The sequence below is a fragment of the Microbulbifer elongatus genome (assembly GCF_020524885.1).
In the GTDB taxonomy this organism is placed as follows: domain Bacteria; phylum Pseudomonadota; class Gammaproteobacteria; order Pseudomonadales; family Cellvibrionaceae; genus Microbulbifer; species Microbulbifer elongatus_A.
Genome location: NZ_JAIVKJ010000003.1, coordinates 446279 through 463534, shown reverse-complemented (window position 1 = coordinate 463534; position 17256 = coordinate 446279). Strand labels below are relative to the sequence as shown.

At 58.0% G+C, this 17256-nt stretch carries 14 protein-coding genes; 2 read left to right on the top strand and 12 right to left on the bottom strand.

Features of this window, described 5'->3' with window-relative positions; translation table 11 throughout:
- Positions 1-35 precede the first annotated feature (35 nt).
- Positions 36-1667, bottom strand: coding sequence for an alpha/beta hydrolase (locus tag LC059_RS14000; RefSeq protein WP_226704483.1), 1632 nt, complete (start codon positions 1665-1667; stop codon positions 36-38).
- Positions 1668-1884: 217 nt separating this feature from the next.
- Between LC059_RS14000 and LC059_RS13995 the strand changes: the two genes are divergently transcribed.
- On the top strand, positions 1885-2199 hold the full coding sequence (locus LC059_RS13995) for a hypothetical protein (RefSeq protein WP_226704482.1): 315 nt from the start codon (positions 1885-1887) through the stop codon (positions 2197-2199).
- Positions 2200-2241: 42 nt separating this feature from the next.
- Here the strand turns inward: LC059_RS13995 and LC059_RS13990 are convergent, their stop codons facing one another.
- The 11 genes from LC059_RS13990 to LC059_RS13940 form a co-directional block, all read right to left on the bottom strand.
- Positions 2242-2709: a thioesterase family protein gene (locus LC059_RS13990; protein WP_226704481.1), complete on the bottom strand. Its 468-nt coding sequence runs from the start codon at positions 2707-2709 to the stop codon at positions 2242-2244.
- Entirely contained in the window at positions 2706-4103 is a 1398-nt protein-coding gene (gene sthA, locus LC059_RS13985) for a Si-specific NAD(P)(+) transhydrogenase (protein WP_226704480.1), read from the bottom strand. Before sthA ends, LC059_RS13990 begins: the two co-directional genes overlap by 4 nt.
- Before the next feature lie 45 nt (positions 4104-4148).
- Positions 4149-4415 carry a (Na+)-NQR maturation NqrM gene (gene nqrM / locus LC059_RS13980; RefSeq protein WP_226704479.1) on the bottom strand — a complete coding sequence of 89 codons (267 nt, stop codon included), beginning with the start codon at positions 4413-4415 and terminating at the stop codon, positions 4149-4151.
- A gap of 2 nt (positions 4416-4417) precedes the next feature.
- A complete protein-coding gene (locus LC059_RS13975; RefSeq protein ID WP_226704478.1) occupies positions 4418-5518 on the bottom strand; it encodes an FAD:protein FMN transferase in 1101 nt (366 codons plus the stop codon).
- A gap of 6 nt (positions 5519-5524) precedes the next feature.
- A complete protein-coding gene (nqrF, locus tag LC059_RS13970; protein ID WP_226704477.1) occupies positions 5525-6751 on the bottom strand; it encodes an NADH:ubiquinone reductase (Na(+)-transporting) subunit F in 1227 nt (408 codons plus the stop codon).
- Positions 6752-6769: 18 nt separating this feature from the next.
- Complete coding sequence (nqrE, locus tag LC059_RS13965) at positions 6770-7378, bottom strand: NADH:ubiquinone reductase (Na(+)-transporting) subunit E (protein WP_226704476.1); 609 nt, start codon at positions 7376-7378, stop codon at positions 6770-6772.
- Between the two features lie 3 nt (positions 7379-7381).
- Positions 7382-8050 (bottom strand): NADH:ubiquinone reductase (Na(+)-transporting) subunit D, encoded by a 669-nt coding sequence (locus LC059_RS13960; protein ID WP_226704585.1) that lies wholly within the window; start codon positions 8048-8050, stop codon positions 7382-7384.
- A gap of 8 nt (positions 8051-8058) precedes the next feature.
- Entirely contained in the window at positions 8059-8841 is a 783-nt protein-coding gene (locus LC059_RS13955; RefSeq protein ID WP_226704475.1) for a Na(+)-translocating NADH-quinone reductase subunit C, read from the bottom strand.
- Positions 8834-10045: an NADH:ubiquinone reductase (Na(+)-transporting) subunit B gene (locus LC059_RS13950; protein ID WP_226704474.1), complete on the bottom strand. Its 1212-nt coding sequence runs from the start codon at positions 10043-10045 to the stop codon at positions 8834-8836. The genes LC059_RS13955 and LC059_RS13950 overlap by 8 nt, the downstream gene beginning before the upstream one ends.
- Before the next feature lie 3 nt (positions 10046-10048).
- A complete protein-coding gene (locus tag LC059_RS13945) occupies positions 10049-11389 on the bottom strand; it encodes a Na(+)-translocating NADH-quinone reductase subunit A (RefSeq protein WP_226704473.1) in 1341 nt (446 codons plus the stop codon).
- 507 nt (positions 11390-11896) lie between these two features.
- Positions 11897-13360, bottom strand: coding sequence for a glyceraldehyde-3-phosphate dehydrogenase (locus tag LC059_RS13940; RefSeq protein ID WP_226704584.1), 1464 nt, complete (start codon positions 13358-13360; stop codon positions 11897-11899).
- Between the two features lie 325 nt (positions 13361-13685).
- On the opposite strand from LC059_RS13940, the gene mfd reads away from it, so the two are divergent.
- Complete coding sequence (gene mfd / locus LC059_RS13935) at positions 13686-17183, top strand: transcription-repair coupling factor (protein ID WP_226704472.1); 3498 nt, start codon at positions 13686-13688, stop codon at positions 17181-17183.
- Positions 17184-17256: the final 73 nt, after the last annotated feature.

Here is a 17256-nt window from a genome sequence, read left to right as displayed (position 1 = left end):
TACCCGACACCGTCCGACAACTTGGACAGCACCGCTCAACGTGGATTCCACTGCGACAGATTTTCTTTCAGCTGCTTCAGCTTCTGCGCATCCCACCCCTCTGGCTCGGTGAGGTGGTACCAGGCGTCTACGTAGTCCTCTGGTGCATAGCTGTGGCCGAACCCCATGGGCGCAATCCCCGCGTGCATATCCATCGCCAGCTGCAGCATGGTGACAATGGGATACCACTCGAGATCCGGTGACACATCGCGGGCCCTGGGCTTACGCATCCAGGCCGGCTGGCGATAGGCGGCCTGGGGCTCAAAGAATACGATGGGGTCACTGCCGTGCTGCAGATAGGCGATACGAAAACGCCCCCAGGGTACCTTGCCCTTGTCGTAACCGCCGAAATGGTTGCCAAACCGCACCATGGCACCGCCACGGAACTGCGGCAGCCAGGCCGGTGAGCCCTCGTCGCGCTCGGCCGTCACCTCGCGCCAGGTATCACTGCGAAACGGCGGGCCTGTCCACAGGGCGCCGTGAAACGGATCGTCGACGATATCGAAAAAATCAAACGAGCGGTCGGAATTGAGGGCCCCCAGGCTCAATCCAAACAGGTAGAGCTTCGGTCGTGTTTGTTTTGGCAGCTCGCGCCAGTAGCCGTAAATACTGCGGAACAGCGCCGCCGCGGTTTCCCGCCCGTAGGCATCCTGGGTCATCAGTGCGATTGGGCTGGGCAGGTAGGAGTACTGTGCCGCGACACTGGCGATATCCCCGCCAAACAGGTATTCCACCGAGTTGATTGCGCCGGGATCCACCCAGCCGGTACCCGTGGGGGTAATCAGGATGAGTACCGAACGATCAAAGCCCCCCACCCTTTTGAGCTCTTCCAGTGCCAGCCGTGCGCGCTCCTCAGGAGCGTCTGCGGCATTGAGCCCGGCATAGACGCGTATAGGATCCTTGGCGGTGCCCGTGACCTTGGCGATGTCTTTGGCCTTGGGCCCTAACGCCAGATACCGCCGCCCCTGATGCCCCATCTGGTTCCAGTGCAGCAAGGACCCCGGTCCCCCGGCCTTGTCGGTGGCCGTGGGTGGTTTCATATCCGGCACAATGTTGGCGTCGAGCCGCTGATAGATGCCGTCAACGCGGTGCAGCAAGGTACTGACCAGAACCCCATCGATCGCCGCCCAGAACAGCCAGAATACGGCAAGCAAACCCAGAATTGCCGATATGCGGCGCGGGGCGCGGTTTTCGAGCTTTCCGTAAAAGAAATAAAACAGTTTGCGAAACAGCTTTCCCAGCAGCAGGAATATTAGGAACACCAGTGCCGCCACCAGTGCCACGGTCAGCGGCCGGACGCCCGGCACCTCCTCCAGCCCCATCAGTTGCCGCACGGAGTTTTGCCAGTTGGTCGCCTGCCAGAGAAACCCTAGGGCGATCAACACGCATATCACGCCGGCGACTCTGGCCAGCAACCGGCTGACCCGCTCACTTGCGACAGGCAGCTCCAGGAAACGCCACAGCGAAACGATAAGAACACCCACGCCGTAGCCGGCGGCAAGGGCGACGCCAGAGATAACACCCTGGACCAACCCTTCCCTGGGAATCAGGGAGGGCGTCAGGGAGGCAGCAAAGAAAAGCATCCCAACCAAAAGGCCGGCGGTAGAAAAGAAGTGTCTTAATCCCATCCTTGGTAGCTCGAGATATCGGGCCCGAATTCAACATAGCATAGCCGCTCTGTGAGGCTCCCATGGGATAAGCCGGGCCACAGTGGTCGTTCCATGGCCCGTTTCGAGCAGGCGGGATACAGCGGTATATCGTTGAAAAACGTGAAGAAATCCGCGTGTTTCGGCACAATATCTGCTTTAATGCTGAACAACTCGAATAATCAATCTGGAGAGCCCTATGTTCTCAACTCGCCAAGCGATTTCCTCCCTGCGCAGCCTGTCCCTTGCCGGCCTGCTCGGCGCTGCATTTTTAGCCAGCGCCGCGACTTATGCCGACACTGTGGAAGTACCTGTGGGTAGCCAGGGTGTAGCCGCTGATGCCGCTCATCTGCGCGGCAAAAAACAGGAAGTCGTCACTTCAGAACTGGGCGAACCCCTGAATATTCAGGGACCGGTTGGTGAGCCCGCCATCACGCGCTGGGAATATGCCGACTTCTACGTATATTTCGAATACGACCGCGTACTGCACACGGTGAAGAAGCATCAAGGGTAACCGGGCCCAGGGCGACAGCGTAACCACACTGTCGCCCGTACCTCAGTAAAGAAAGGTCGCGGTACCGGTAGCAATCAACTCGCCGCTATCGTTGTGCAACTCCATCCTGGTGACCACCAGTTTATTGCCCACGCGAAGAACCGACCCGCCACACACGAAGTGTTGACCCCGACCGGGCTTCAGGTAGTCCACCCGCATATCTACTGTACCCAACCGGGTCAGACGCTGAACTTTTTCCTGCCAGTCGATCGCACCACCCATCCGGTGGTAGGCAGCTACCATGGCAGTTAGCCCGCCCACGGTATCCAGTGCAGTGGCAATAACACCGCCATGCAGAATGTTCTGAAAATGGTTGCCTATCAGCTGTGGCTTTAAATCAAAAGCCGCAGACAGGGTTTGGCTTTCCAGATCAAACTCATGCAGCCTGAGCCCAATTTCCCGCACGAAGGGGATATCACCAAATATCCCCTCTACCAGCGAGCGAAACTCGGCGGGAGACGGCTCGCTCATAACCGCGTGATCCGGTTGAGCCCGTCCAGTGCGGCACTGCGATAAGCCTCCGCCATAGTCGGGTAGTTGAAAGTGGTGTTCACAAAGAAGTCGATGGAATTGTTCGGTGCCGGCTGCTTCATGATTGCCTGGCCGATGTGAACAATCTCCGCGGCCTCCGCACCAAAGCAGTGGATACCGAGGATTTCACGGGTTTCGATGTGGAACAGAATCTTGAGCATGCCCACACGCTCACCGGAAATCTGTGCGCGCGCGGTGTGCTTGAACAATGCACGCCCTACTTCGTACGGCACCTTGGCATTGGTCAGTTCGGTTTCTGTTTTACCTACGGAAGAAATTTCCGGAAGGGTGTAAATCCCGGTGGGCGCATCTTCGATCACCCGGTGGCCGCGACCAACGATGGCCGCCGCAACTGCCCTGCCCTGGTCGTAGGATGCACTGGCAAGGCTCGGCCAGCCGATCACGTCACCCACGGCAAACACATTCTCCGCAGCGGTGCAGTAGTGTTCATCCACTGCCAGCTGTCCGCGATGGTTAGCCTCGAGTCCGATTTTATCCAGCCCGAGTGAGCCGGTGTTGCCGGAACGGCCGTTACACCACAGCAGCGCATCGGCAGAAATACGCTTGCCGGACTGCATTTCCATGGTGACACCGCGGTCGCTACCAATGACCTTGGCATACTCCTCGCGGTGACGTACGGTCACGCCCATGTCACGCAGGTGGTAGCTCAGGGCATCGGATATCTCGTCGTCGAGAAATTCCAGCAGGTGGTTACGACTGTTGATCAGGTCCACCTTCATGCCCAGCGCGGCAAAAATCGAGGCGTATTCACAGCCAATAACACCGGCACCGTAAATGATGATGGCCTGGGGCGTGTGCTCCATATCCAGGATGGTATCGCTGTCGTACACCCGCGGGTGATTGAAATCGACATCTGCCGGACGATACGGGCGCGAACCGGTGGCAACCACAAATTTGTCCGCGACGATAATTTCTTTTGCACCGTCCGCCAGCTGTACTTCCACGCTGTTGGCATCGCGGAAAGCCGCCTCACCAACAATCAGGTCAACACGGTTGCGCGCGTAGAAGCTGGTGTGCATTTCCACTTGATAGGAAATGACCTTGTTTACTGTCTGCATGACCTGCGGAAAGGTCAGGCGGCGCGGCTCACCCAACGCACGGAATACACTGTGCGTGTTGTAGCGCATCAATTGCTTTACAGAGTGACGCAAGGCTTTTGAAGGGATAGTTCCCTTGTGGGTACAGTTGCCGCCCACCGATGCACTGCGCTCGATAACCGCCGCGCGCAGCCCTTTTTTTGCTGCGCTCATGGCCGCGGCTTCCCCTGCCGGGCCGGAACCAATTACTACCAGATCGTATTTGGAATCTGCCATTGATTTACTATCTTTGCTTTTTTAATTGAATCAGGTTTGGTCGAATCAGGACTGCTTGTCTTGCTTTTGGGTTGCGTCGTAGGCGAGATCGGATCCCGCCGCGGCTTCCGCCAATGCCGCCTGACGCTGACGCTCCTGCTCTTTCTCGCACTCGTCGTCGTCACCACCGCAAATGTCACAGTCTTTTTTCATACCGATCTTGTTCAGGCCGCCACAGGAACCTTTCAGTGGCTTGTTCTGAACAATCGCACCGATCGCCATACCGGCGACAACCAGCAGCATAATAATGAACGCCAAAATATAAATAGTCACGGTTACCTCCCCTGACTTTCAAGATAGGGCTGGAAGGCGCTGCTTGCGCGCTCTTCAAACCCGGATTCGGTTTTTACCAGCAGGAAAACCGCAAGATTCTGCTCTTCTGCCAATTTTAACGCTGCATCTGCGCCGATCACATTCAGTGCCGTCGCGTAGCCATCGGCCTCTGCGCAGGTTTCCGCAATCACGGTGACCGAAGCCAGGCGATGCTCCACTGGGCGTCCGCTGCGCGGATCAATGGTATGCGCATAGCGCTTGCCGTCGCGCTCGTAGTAATTGCGGTAGTCACCGGAGGTGGCCACGGCTTTACCACTGACCTCGATCGGCTTCTGCACTACCTGGCCACCGGAAGGACGCTCAACGCCAATGCGCCACGACTTTCCTTTCGGGTTGACCCCGGCAGTACGCAGCTCGCCACCCACTTCGACCAGGTAATTCGCAATACCTTTGGTCTCGAGCAATTCGGCCACCCGATCGACGCCGTGCCCCTTGGCGATGGCAGAGAGATCAATCTCAACCGGACGCTTTTTGGACAATCTGGCGCCTTGCAGGTTCAGCGCGTCAGACCCGACTACCGCCTGCAACGCCGCAATTTCAGCATCGCCGGGGATAGTTTCAGGTTCCGGATTCGGACCAAAACCCCACAGGTTAACCAGCGGGCCGACGGTAACGTCGAAGGCACCATCGCTGTTGCGATAGATTTCCAGGGCCCGCTCTACAACGGTGGCAAGATGCGGTGACACCTCAACCTCTTCACCCACCGGCGCGCGGTTAAAACGCATCAGCTCGGAATCGGGAATGTAGGTGGACATTTCCTGGTTGACCGCCACCAGTTCCGCATCGATTGCGGATTGCAATTCTGCCTTGCGAAGGCTGGCTGGCACATCCACCACCGTGATGTGGTAGCTGGTACCCATGGTGGGGCCGGTAAGCTTCCAGGTCTCACTACCCGGTGTGCAGGCGGCAAGGCTGAGCACTGCCAGCAACAAAACGGCAACGCGCGCAAACAGCGCACGCAATGAAAAGCGGTTCTGCACAAACAAAAACAGGGCCGAATTGATCGGCCCTGTTTTTGTGGATGTGTTGTCACGTCCAATCATCGATGATCAGCCACCGAAGTCGTCGAGCAGGATGTTTTCATCCTCAACGCCCAGGTTCTTCAGCATATTGATCACCGCCGCGTTCATCATGGGCGGCCCACACATGTAGTACTCACAATCTTCCGGCGCCGGGTGGTCCTTCAGATAGTTTTCGTACACCACGTTGTGGATGAAACCGGTGTAGCCTTCCCAGTTGTCTTCCGGCTGCGGATCCGACAGTGCGATGTGCCACTTGAAGTTGTCGAACTCTTCCTGCAGACCGTTGTAGTCGTCCTCGTAGAACATCTCACGCAGGGAGCGTGCACCGTACCAGAAGCTGATCTTGCGCTTGGAGTGCAGACGCTTCAGCTGGTCGAAGATGTGCGAACGCATCGGCGCCATACCGGCACCACCACCGATGAAGACCATCTCGTTGTCGGTGTCCTTGGCGAAGAACTCACCGAAGGGACCGTAAACGCGCATCTTGTCGCCCGGCTTCAGATTGAAGACGTAGGAAGACATTTGGCCCGGCGGAATACCTTCGGTACGCGGCGGCGGCGTTGCGATACGGATGTTGAACTTAACAACGCCCTTCTCTTCCGGGTAGTTCGCCATGGAGTAGGCGCGTACCACCGGCTCGGTAACCTTGGACTCCAGCTTGAAGAAGCCGAAGTGCTCCCAGTCGCCACGGTACTCTTCTTCGATGTCGAAATCGGAGAATTTCACATGGTGGGGCGGCGCTTCCAGCTGAACGTAACCACCCGCACGGAAGTCGACGTTTTCGCCTTCCGGCAGTTTCAGGGTCAGTTCTTTAATGAAGGTGGCCACGTTCGGGTTGGATTCCACAGTGCATTCCCACTGCTTCACACCAAACACCTCTTCCGGCACTTCGATCTTCATGTCCTGCTTTACAGCAACCTGACAGGACAGACGCTTGCCTTCTTTGGCTTCACGCGGGGTGAAGTGGGCAGCTTCGGTCGGCAGCATATCGCCACCGCCCTCTTCAACCACACACACGCACTGTGCACAGGAGCCGCCGCCACCACAGGCAGAGGCCAGGAACAGGTTGTTCGCAGCCAGAGTCTGCAGCAGCTTGCCGCCGGCCGGCACGGTGAGGGTCTTCTCACCGTTGACCACGATGTTGACGTCACCGGTGTTCACCAGACGCGAGCGGGCAACCAGAATGATGGCCACCAGCGCGATCACGATCACGGTGAACATGCCGACGCCAAAATAAATCGATGTTAATTCCATGTTATTCAACCTCCCCGCTTAGATATCGATGCCGCCGAAGGACATAAAGCCCAGCGACATGAGACCAACGGTGATGAAGGTGATGCCCAGGCCTTTCAGGCCGTTCGGCACGTCGCTGTACTTGAGCTTTTCGCGAATACCCGCCAGAGCGGCAATCGCCAGAGCCCAGCCGAGACCGGCGCCGAAGCCATAAGCAACAGATTCACCAAAATTGTATTCCCGCTCCACCATGAACAGAGAGGCACCCATGATGGCGCAGTTCACGGTAATCAGGGGCAGGAATACACCCAGGGCGTTGTAGAGCGCCGGTACGTATTTATCCAGGAACATCTCCAGGATCTGTACCAGTGCCGCGATCACGCCGATGTAAGACAGCAGGCCGAGGAAGCTCAGGTCCACGTCCGGATAGCCGGCCCAGGCCAGCGCGCCGTCTTTCAGCAGGTAGGTGTAAATCAGGTTGTTAACCGGAACGGTGATGGTCAGTACTACGATTACCGCAACACCGAGGCCAATCGCCGCTTCGACCTTCTTGGATACCGCGAGGAAGGTACACATCCCGAGGAAGAAGGCCAGCGCCATGTTTTCTACGAAAACGGCGCGGATGATCAGAGAAATAAAATGTTCCATCTATCAGGCCTCCTGTTGCGCCAGCGGCACTTTAGAGTTGGACGTGATTTTGAACTCGTCCTCTTCCACCTGCGCCGGCTTCCAGGTACGGATTGCCCAGATGAACAGACCGATCAGGAAGAATGCGCTCGGCGGCAGCAGCAGCATACCGTTGGGTACGTACCAGCCACCGTTATTCACGGTTTGCAGGATTTCGATACCCATCAGTTTGCCAGCGCCGAAGAGTTCGCGAACGACCGCGAGGCCAATCAGGATGACACTGTAACCCAGACCATTACCGATACCGTCGAAGAAGCTGTCCTTGGGACCGTGCTTCATGGCAAAGGCTTCCGCGCGACCCATCACGATACAGTTGGTAATAATCAGACCAACGAATACGGAGAGCTGCTTGGAGGTGTCGTAGGCATACGCCTTGAGGATCTGGTCAACCAGAATTACCAAAGAGGCAATCACGGTCATCTGCACGATGATCCGGATGCTGTTTGGAATCTGCTTGCGGATCAGGGACACCGCGGTGTTGGAAAACGCCACCACGGTTGTCAGTGCCACACACATTACCAGTGTCACTTGCAGTGAGCTGGTCACCGCCAGCGCGGAACAGATACCGAGGATCTGCAACGCGATGGGGTTATTGTTGAAAATCGGCTCCAGCAGAGTGTCTTTCAGTTTCATGCTCATGCTCACGCCTCCCCTGCTTTCAGGTTTTTCAGGAAGGGACCGTAACCCTGGCTGCCCAGCCAGAAGTTAATCAGGTTGTCGACGCCCTTGCTGGTCAGAGTGGCACCGGACAGGCCGTCTACCTTGTGCTCAGCATTCGGTGTATTGGCGTCAACACTGCCCTTGATCACAGAAAGTTCTACGTCGCCATCAGCACCGTACACTTCCTTGCCTTCCCACTGCGCTTTCCAGCGCGGGTTGTCGACTTCGCCACCCAGTCCGGGGGTTTCCTTGTGCTCGTAGAATCCCAGACCCGCAACGGTGTTGAGGTCCTTTTCCAGAGCGAGGAAGCCATACAGCTGGCCCCACAGACCGTAGCCGCGAACTGGCAGGATGATGCGCTGCATCTCACCATTCTCTTCCACCAAGTACACCTCTTTGGTGTTCTCACGGCGGATGATCTTGGCGGTGTCCTGATCCGCAGGCAGTTTTTCACTGGCACTTGCGATCTTGGCCGCGGCGCGACCGGTGCCGCCAGCAGGCGCCTCATCGGTGAACTTGCCGGTGCTCAGGTCAACGTACTTGATGGTGACGTTACCAAACGCTTCTTCGATCGCCTTGCGGTTGGTCTGATCAGGAGCGATCAGACCACCCGCCAGCAGGACGTTTTTCTTCATGTCCAGCTCGGCATTCGATTCCTGCGTGGGCTTCAGCATGACCGCTGCGGTGGAGACCACCACGGAGCAGACGATACACAGCACTAGCGCAACAATCAGCGTACCTTTTACGGAATCTTTATTAGCCACGTGCCAACCTCCGTTTGATATGAGACTGCACCACAAAGTGGTCAAACAGCGGCGCGAACAGGTTAGCGAACAGGATCGCCAGCATGATGCCTTCCGGGAAGGCCGGGTTCACGACACGGATAAGAACGGTCATCACCCCGATAAGGATGCCGTACCACCAGCGACCGGTGTTGGTCATAGCAGCGGATACCGGATCGGTAGTCATGAAGATCAGACCGAAAGCGAAACCGCCAACCACCAGGTGCCAGTACCAAGGCACATTGAAGAAGGCATTGGTCTCGGAGCCGACCATATTGAACATCAGCGAGGTCGCCATCATGCCCAGCATGGTGCCGGCAACGATGCGCCAGCTGGCGATCTTCATGCCCATCAGGATGACACCGGCAATCAGGATCACAAAGGTGGAAGTTTCACCGATGGAGCCATGCATATTGCCGAAGAACGCGTCCCACCAGGTCAGCGAGCCGGAGGCGGCGTTGATCACGCCATTCTGAACACCTTCGCTGGCCAGCACGGACAGTGCGGTGGCACCGGTGTAGCCATCGACCGCGGTCCACACCGCATCACCGGACATGGAAGCCGGATAAGCAAAGTACAGGAAGGCACGGCCGGTCAGTGCGGGGTTGAGGAAGTTTTTACCGGTACCACCGAAGACTTCCTTACCAATCACCACACCGAAGCTGATGCCCATACCCACCATCCACAGCGGCAGGTCTGGCGGACAGCTCAGGGCAAACAGGATGGAGGTTACGAAGAAGCCTTCGTTCACCTCGTGACCACGCACCGCGGCAAACAGCACTTCCCAGATACCGCCCACAATAAAGGTGCACAGGTAAATCGGCAGGAAGTACATCGCCCCGTAGACGAAGTTGTCCCAGATGCTCGCCGCGTTGTAGCTGGTCAGCGCGCCGATGATCGCGTGGCGCCAGCCTTCAAACTCGGTGGTGCCCATATTGGCAATGATCGAGTTGGACTGGTAACCAATGTTCCACATGCCGAAGAAGGCTGCCAGCATGGCACAGGCCCAAACGGTGATCATGATGCGCTTCAGATCGATACCGTCGCGCACGTGCGCGGTGGTTTTGGTGCGATCTGCAGGCTGGAACAGGCCAGTATCCAAGGCCTCGTACAGCGCGTAGAACTTTTCATATTTGCCGCCCTTGTGAAAGTGCGGCTCGATGGAGTCTAAGAATTTACGCAACATCCCTTAACCCTCCTTCTCAATACGGGTCAGGTTGTCCCGCAAAATGGGGCCATATTCATACTTGCCAGGGCACACGAAGGTACACAGGGCGAGATCCTCTTCGTCCAGCTCGAGGGCACCCAGCTGCTGGGCAACCTGCGTGTCACCCACGATCAACGCGCGCAGGAGCTGAGTCGGCAGGATGTTTAACGGCATCACGCGCTCGTAGGCACCGACCGGGACCATGGCACGCTCGGAGCCATTGGTGCTGGTGGTGAAGCTGAACAGCTTGCTCTTGAGCAGGCGGGACAGGTAGATCGGCATCGCCGAGAAACGATTTGTACCCGGGGTGAAGTAATGCAGCATCGGGCGCTCACGGCCTTCCTGCAGCACAGTCACCTGGTTGTGGTAACGACCGAGGTACGCCAGCGGACCGCTGGCAGTGCGACCGCCAAATACGGAGCCGGAAACCACTCGATTGTCGTCACCGGTGATTTCGCCAGCAGTCAGCGCTGTCAGGTCGGCACCGAGACGGGTGCGGAGCAGACGCGGCTTGGTCACCTGCGGGCCACCCAGGGCAACCACACGGTCAGTGAACAGCTTGCCGGTTTCAAACAGCTTGCCGACAGCAATCACGTCCTGGTAACCGATGGTCCAAACCTGACGGCCCGCTTTAACCGGGTGCAGGAAATGGATATGGGTACCGGAGAGACCAGCCGGGTGCGGGCCGGCAAACGCTTCGCGCTGCACGGTAGCAACACCCGGGACCGGGATGTCCGCGTCGGGCGCGGTGCACACGAAGGTCTTTTCGGCGAGCTTGGAGAGGATTTCAACGCCCTGGGCGAACGCATCGCGCTGCTCGGCGATGACCACAACCGGGTCAGCGGCCAGCGGATTGGTGTCCATGGCATTGATGAAGAGAGCAGACGGCTGGGCGTCGAGCGCCGGAACCTTGCTGAACGGACGGGTACGCAGAGCAGTCCACAGACCAGACTCCACCAGGTTCACACGAACCTGCTCATCGGTCAGATCTGCGAGCTTGTCAGCGCTGTAGCTGGCAAACTGCTCCGCTTCATCGCCTTCCACCTCGATAACCACCGACTGCAGTACCCGGCGGGCACCACGGTTGATGGCTACCACACGGCCAGCGGCCGGAGCGGTGTAGCGAACCCCTTCTGTTTTTTTATCGCTGAACAGCAGCTGTCCGAGTTTGACGCTATCCCCTTCCGCAACCGCCATGGTGGGCTTCATCCCGTTGTAATCGGGACCAATCACCGCAACAGTCTTGGCAGCAGGGCCATCATAGATGACCTGCTCGGGCGCGCCGGATATGGGTAAATCCAATCCCCGACGGATCTTTCTCATACGCCTATGCCTAAGTTCTAAGTTGATAGATTTAGTAGGTTAAAAAGTTTCTAGGTTTAAAAACGCTAAAAATAGAGGAACCCATGGCGGGGGCTTAGGCCGTGGCGAGCCGGTTCAGCCTGAAAGTACGCCTACACGTCGTAGACACTACAGGATGGCACCACGGAGGTAGAAGATATCGCTCAGCGGCCGGGGGGCAGATACCCGCAATTGCCTCGGCAATCTGCAGTCTCTACGTAAAAATATCCCGGCACACGGCAGCCCCGCAAAATCGCGCGCATTATAAAGATGGGAGATGGGGTTTACCAGAGCAGATAGAGCCAAATCGGCCCAAGATGAGGAAATTTTTGCTGAAAAAACAACGACTTTAGTTGGAGGCGCCACCCCGGCAATGATCTGCGCAAGGGGGAGGCGACTTGGCGCCGGATTGATCTGCCTGACCAATCGGTGGCGCCACGGAACCAGCGAGGGAGAGGACTGCACCCCTCCCCCACTCGAGCGCTCGAATCAGTCCTTCTTCGGGAACAGCTCGTAACGCACGCCAGCCATGTCTTCGAGGCAGCGAACTACCTGACAGCTATAGCCGAACTCGTTGTCGTACCAGCAGTAAAGGACCGCATTGTCGCCATCAACGATGGTGGCTATGGAGTCAAATACGCAGGCGCGGCGGGAGCCAACGAAGTCGCTGGAGACCACTTCCGGTGAATTGGTAAAGTCGATCTGCTGGCGCAGCGGCGAGTGCAGCGCCACATCGCGCATGTACTCGTTCAACTCTTCCTTGTTGGTCTCCTGACCCAGGCGCAGGTTCAGGATGGCCATGGATACGTTCGGGGTCGGAACACGGATCGCGTTACCGGTGAGCTTACCCTTCAGCTCCGGCAGAGCCTTGGAAACAGCCTTGGCAGCACCGGTCTCGGTCAACACCATGTTCAGGGCGGCAGAGCGACCGCGACGCTCACCCTTGTGGTAGTTATCGATCAGGTTCTGGTCATTGGTATAGGCGTGTACGGTCTCCACGTGGCCGTGCTGCACACCGTACTTGTCCATCATCGCTTTCAGTACCGGCACAATGGCGTTGGTGGTACAGGACGCGGCAGACAGGATCTTGTCTTCCGGCGTGATGTCACCGTTATTGATACCGTAAACAATGTTCTTCAGGTCGCCCTTGCCCGGCGCGGTCAGCAGCACCTTGGCGGCACCTTTGCTCTCCAGGTGCTGAGACAGACCCTCTTCATCGCGCCAAACGCCGGTGCTGTCGACGATCAGGGCGTTGTTGATGCCGTGCTGGGTGTAATCCACTTCCTGCGGGGAGTTGGCGTAGATCACCTTCACTTCGTTACCGTTGCAGATAAGGGTGCTGGTCTCTTCGTCCACACGAATGGTGCCGTTGAAGGCGCCGTGGACAGAGTCGCGGCGCAGCAGCGAGGCGCGCTTGACCAGATCATTGTCCGCTTTGCCCTTGCGCAGCACGATGGCGCGCAGGCGCAGCACGTCACCACTACCAGCTTTTTCGATCAGCAGGCGGGCTACCAGGCGTCCGATACGACCGAAACCGTAGATCACTACATCCTGGGGCTGGGGCAGCGGAGTGCCCGCGCCGCCGGCGTCAGACAGCTCTTCGCGAACGAACTCCTCGATGGAGAGGCCGCGCTCGTCGCGCATGTATTTGTTGGTCAAGGTGCCCAGGTCGATGTGCACCGGACCCAGGTCCAGCTTGCAGATAGCCTCGAGAACTGGATAGGTTTCAAACTCGGACAGCTCGTTCTCTTCCACCTGGCGCACAAAGCGGTGGGCTTTCATGATGCTGAGAACGGAGCGGTTAACCAGGTTTTGGCCGTACATATAAATGCCGACATTGCTTTCCCGGTTGAGCTTGCCAATCATCGGAATCATGGATTCCGCCAGCGCTTCACGCGCCTTCCAGTCCTTGAAAAAGTCAGCGGGCTTCGGTCGCTTCTGAGTCACAGTCAGACACCTCTGCAAAGGGTAAATTAGGGTCGTGCCTTATCGGTCCAGATGTTAAGAATGGCTCAAAAAAACAGCCTCTGGCCGGAAGGCGGGCGAATTATGTGTATTCCCCTGAGGCCGCGCAACCGCGTAAAAAATGGCCTGAAAACTGTAGTTAAACTACATTTCTCCAATACAAACATCGTCCGAAAAACGACACTGGCCAACACGACCTGATCGTCAGATTCAGCCCCGCACAGACCCCAAACCTGCACCGGTCACGTTTCGCCGTTACAATAGCTGCCCCCCGGGCCGCCAGCGGTCAGAAAGCACGGAATTATAAGGAAACATGAGTCATTCCCCCCCCTTGTCCCCACCCGCTTTTCGCACACCCACGGACCGCCAGTTCTGGGGCCAGCTGCACGGCGCCAGCGCCGCGCTGGCAATCCTGAACGCAGCCAAAAGCACCAGCGCACCAACGCTGCTCATCGCGCGCAACAGCCAGGAAGCGCACCAGCTTGAGCTGCAGCTGAAATTTTTTAACAAACCCATCCGAGATGGCGAGCAAGACGATGGCGTAGGCAGGCAGGCGGGCGAACTGGAAATTTTCCAGTTTCCGGACTGGGAAATCCTGCCCTATGACACCTTCTCACCACACCAGGACATCATCTCGGACCGACTGGCCACCCTCTACCGGTTGCCGCAGATGGACCGCGGTATTGTCATTGCACCGGTAAGCACCCTGCTGCACCGGCTGGCCCCAAAGGACTATGTCGCCGGCAATGCGCTGATCCTCAGCGAAGGCCAGAAGTTCGATCTGGACAACCAGCGGCGGCTACTGGAGCAGGCGGGTTACCACTGTGTCGACACCGTCTACGAACATGGCGAATTCGCAGTACGCGGGTCGCTGATGGATATTTTCCCCATGGGCAGCAACCTGCCCTACCGTATCGACCTGTTCGATGACGAGATTGAATCACTACGCACGTTCGACCCAGAAGACCAGCGCACCGTAGACAAGGTCGAACAGGTACACCTGCTGCCCGCACGGGAATTCCCGATGCACAAGCCCGGGCTGGCAAAATTCCTTGAACGCTGGCACGAGCAGTTCGACGTGGACCCGGGCCCGGTTTCCATCTACCAGGACATCAGCGCAGGCATTGCCCCCGCGGGTATCGAATATTACCTGCCGCTGTTTTTCGAAAAGTGCGCGAGCCTGTTTGATTACCTGCCCGCTGGCAGCCAGGTATTTGTACAGGGCAACCTGCAACAGCCGGTGGAGTCCTTCTGGCGCGAGACCGACAACCGCTACCAGAGCCGCCGCGGCGACCTCACCCGCCCTATTCTGGAGCCGCGCCACGTACTGCTGGATATCGATGAATTCTTCGGCGCACTGAAATCTCTGCCCCGCGCCTTCTTCTCCGCGGAAACACTTCCCGAAGCGGCAGGCAACTATAACTTTGCCTGCGCCGCGCCCCCCAGCCTGCCGGTCGACGGCAAGTCCGAGCAACCGCTGAAAGCACTCGAAGCCTACCTGATGGAATATGAAGGCCGGGTGCTCTTCTGCGCGGAGAGCGGTGGACGCCGCGAGGCCCTTTTAGAGCTGCTCGGTGGCATTCGCCTTTCACCCAAGACTTTCGACAGCTGGCAGACCTTCGTTGCCAGCAAAGAGCAATACGGCATCACCGTAGCCCCGATTGATACCGGGCTGCTGTTACAGGAGCCGCGGCTGAACCTGATCGCGGAACCACAGCTGTTCGGTGACCGGGTGCTGCAACAGCGGCGTCGCAGGAAGGCCAAGGAAGATGCCGACAACGCCGTCAAAAACCTGGCAGAGCTGCGTATCGGTGCGCCGGTGGTGCATATCGATCACGGTGTCGGCCGCTATAAAGGCCTGCAGAGCCTGGATATCGACGGGCAGCAGGCCGAGTTCCTAACCCTCGAATACGGTGACGGCGCAAAGCTATATGTCCCCGTTGCCAGCCTGCATCTGATCAGCCGCTACTCCGGTGCCGACGAAGAGCTCGCACCACTGCACAAGCTGGGCAGCGAAACCTGGCAGAAAGCCAAGCGCAAAGCCGCGGAAAAAGTCCGCGATGCCGCCGCTGAGCTATTGGACATCTACGCCCGCCGCGAAGCACGCGTCGGCCACGCCTTCGGCGACCCAGGTATAGCTTACCGCGAATTCACCGCCGGTTTTCCCTTTGAGGAAACCCCGGATCAGCAGCTCGCCATCGAGTCCGTGGTGGGCGACATGCTCTCGGATAAACCCATGGATCGCCTGGTATGTGGCGACGTGGGCTTCGGTAAAACAGAAGTGGCCATGCGCGCTGCCTTTGTCGCCGCTCACGGCGGCAAGCAGGTAGCCATGCTGGTACCGACTATCCTGCTCGCCCAGCAGCACTTCCAGTCCCTGCAAGACCGCTTCGCCGACTGGCCAATTAGCATCGAGGTGATTTCCCGCTTCCGCAGTAATAAAGAAGTGGAGGCTATTAAGGAACGGGTGACGGAAGGCAAGGTCGACATTCTTGTCGGCACGCACAAGTTGCTGCAAAGCGATCTCAAATTCAAAAATCTCGGCCTGCTGATCATCGATGAGGAACATCGCTTTGGCGTGCGCCAGAAAGAGAAGCTCAAGAGCCTCCGCTCGGAAGTGGACATTCTCAACCTCACGGCCACGCCGATCCCCCGCACCCTGAACATGGCCATGGCCGGCATTCGCGATCTCTCCGTCATCGCCACGCCGCCGGCACGACGACTGTCGGTGAAGACCTTTGTGCGCGAGCGGGACGACGCCCTGATCAAGGAAGCAATCCTGCGGGAAATCCTGCGTGGCGGTCAGGTGTACTTCCTGCACAACGAGGTGAAAAGCATCGAGCGCATCGCGCGGGAAATCCAGGAACTGGTTCCAGAGGCGCGCATCGGCATTGGCCACGGCCAGATGCGCGAGCGCGAACTGGAACAGGTGATGAGCGACTTCTACCACAAGCGCTTCAACGTTCTGGTATGTACCACCATCATCGAAACCGGTATCGACATACCCACTGCAAACACCATTCTGATCGAGCGCGCTGACAAGTTTGGCCTAGCCCAGTTACACCAGCTGCGTGGTCGCGTAGGCCGCTCCCACCACCAGGCCTACGCTTACCTGCTCACGCCAAACAAGCGTGCCATGACCGCCGATGCGGTAAAGCGTCTCGAGGCTATCAGCGAAGCCCAGGATCTGGGCGCGGGCTTTACCCTGGCGACCCACGACCTGGAAATCCGCGGCGCCGGCGAGCTGCTGGGCGAAGAACAAAGCGGCCAGATTCAGAGCGTGGGCTTCAACCTCTATATGGAGATGTTGGACCACGCCGTCAAAGCCATCCGCGAGGGGCGCACCCCGAACATCGATGAGCCTCTGGATTCACCGGCAGTGGATGTAAACCTGCGGGTGCCTGCACTGATCCCCGAAGACTACCTGCCGGACGTGCACAGCCGCCTGATCATGTACAAGCGCATTGCCAATGCGGAAGACAAAACCGCTCTCAAGGAGCTGCAAGTAGAGATGATTGACCGCTTCGGGCTGTTGCCCGAGCCGGTAAAGCACCTGTTCCGCATCACCGAAATCAAGCTCAATGCAAACCAGATGGGCATTCGCAAGCTGGAGGCCTCAGCCACCGGTGGGCGCATCGAGTTCGCCGATAATGCCAAAGTGGACCCGTTAACCCTGGTAAAACTGGTGCAGACACGCCCGACCACCTACCGGCTTCAGGGCGCCAACCAGCTGAATTTCACCCTCGATGAAAGTGGCCCGGAACATCGATTACAGCAGGTAAGCGAGGTTTTGCAGCAACTGTCCCAATGACGTCCGGATGTGCTCACGGGTCGCGGAACAGTCCACACATCCGGCGCTGAATCAGTGCTAAGATGGGCCGAAC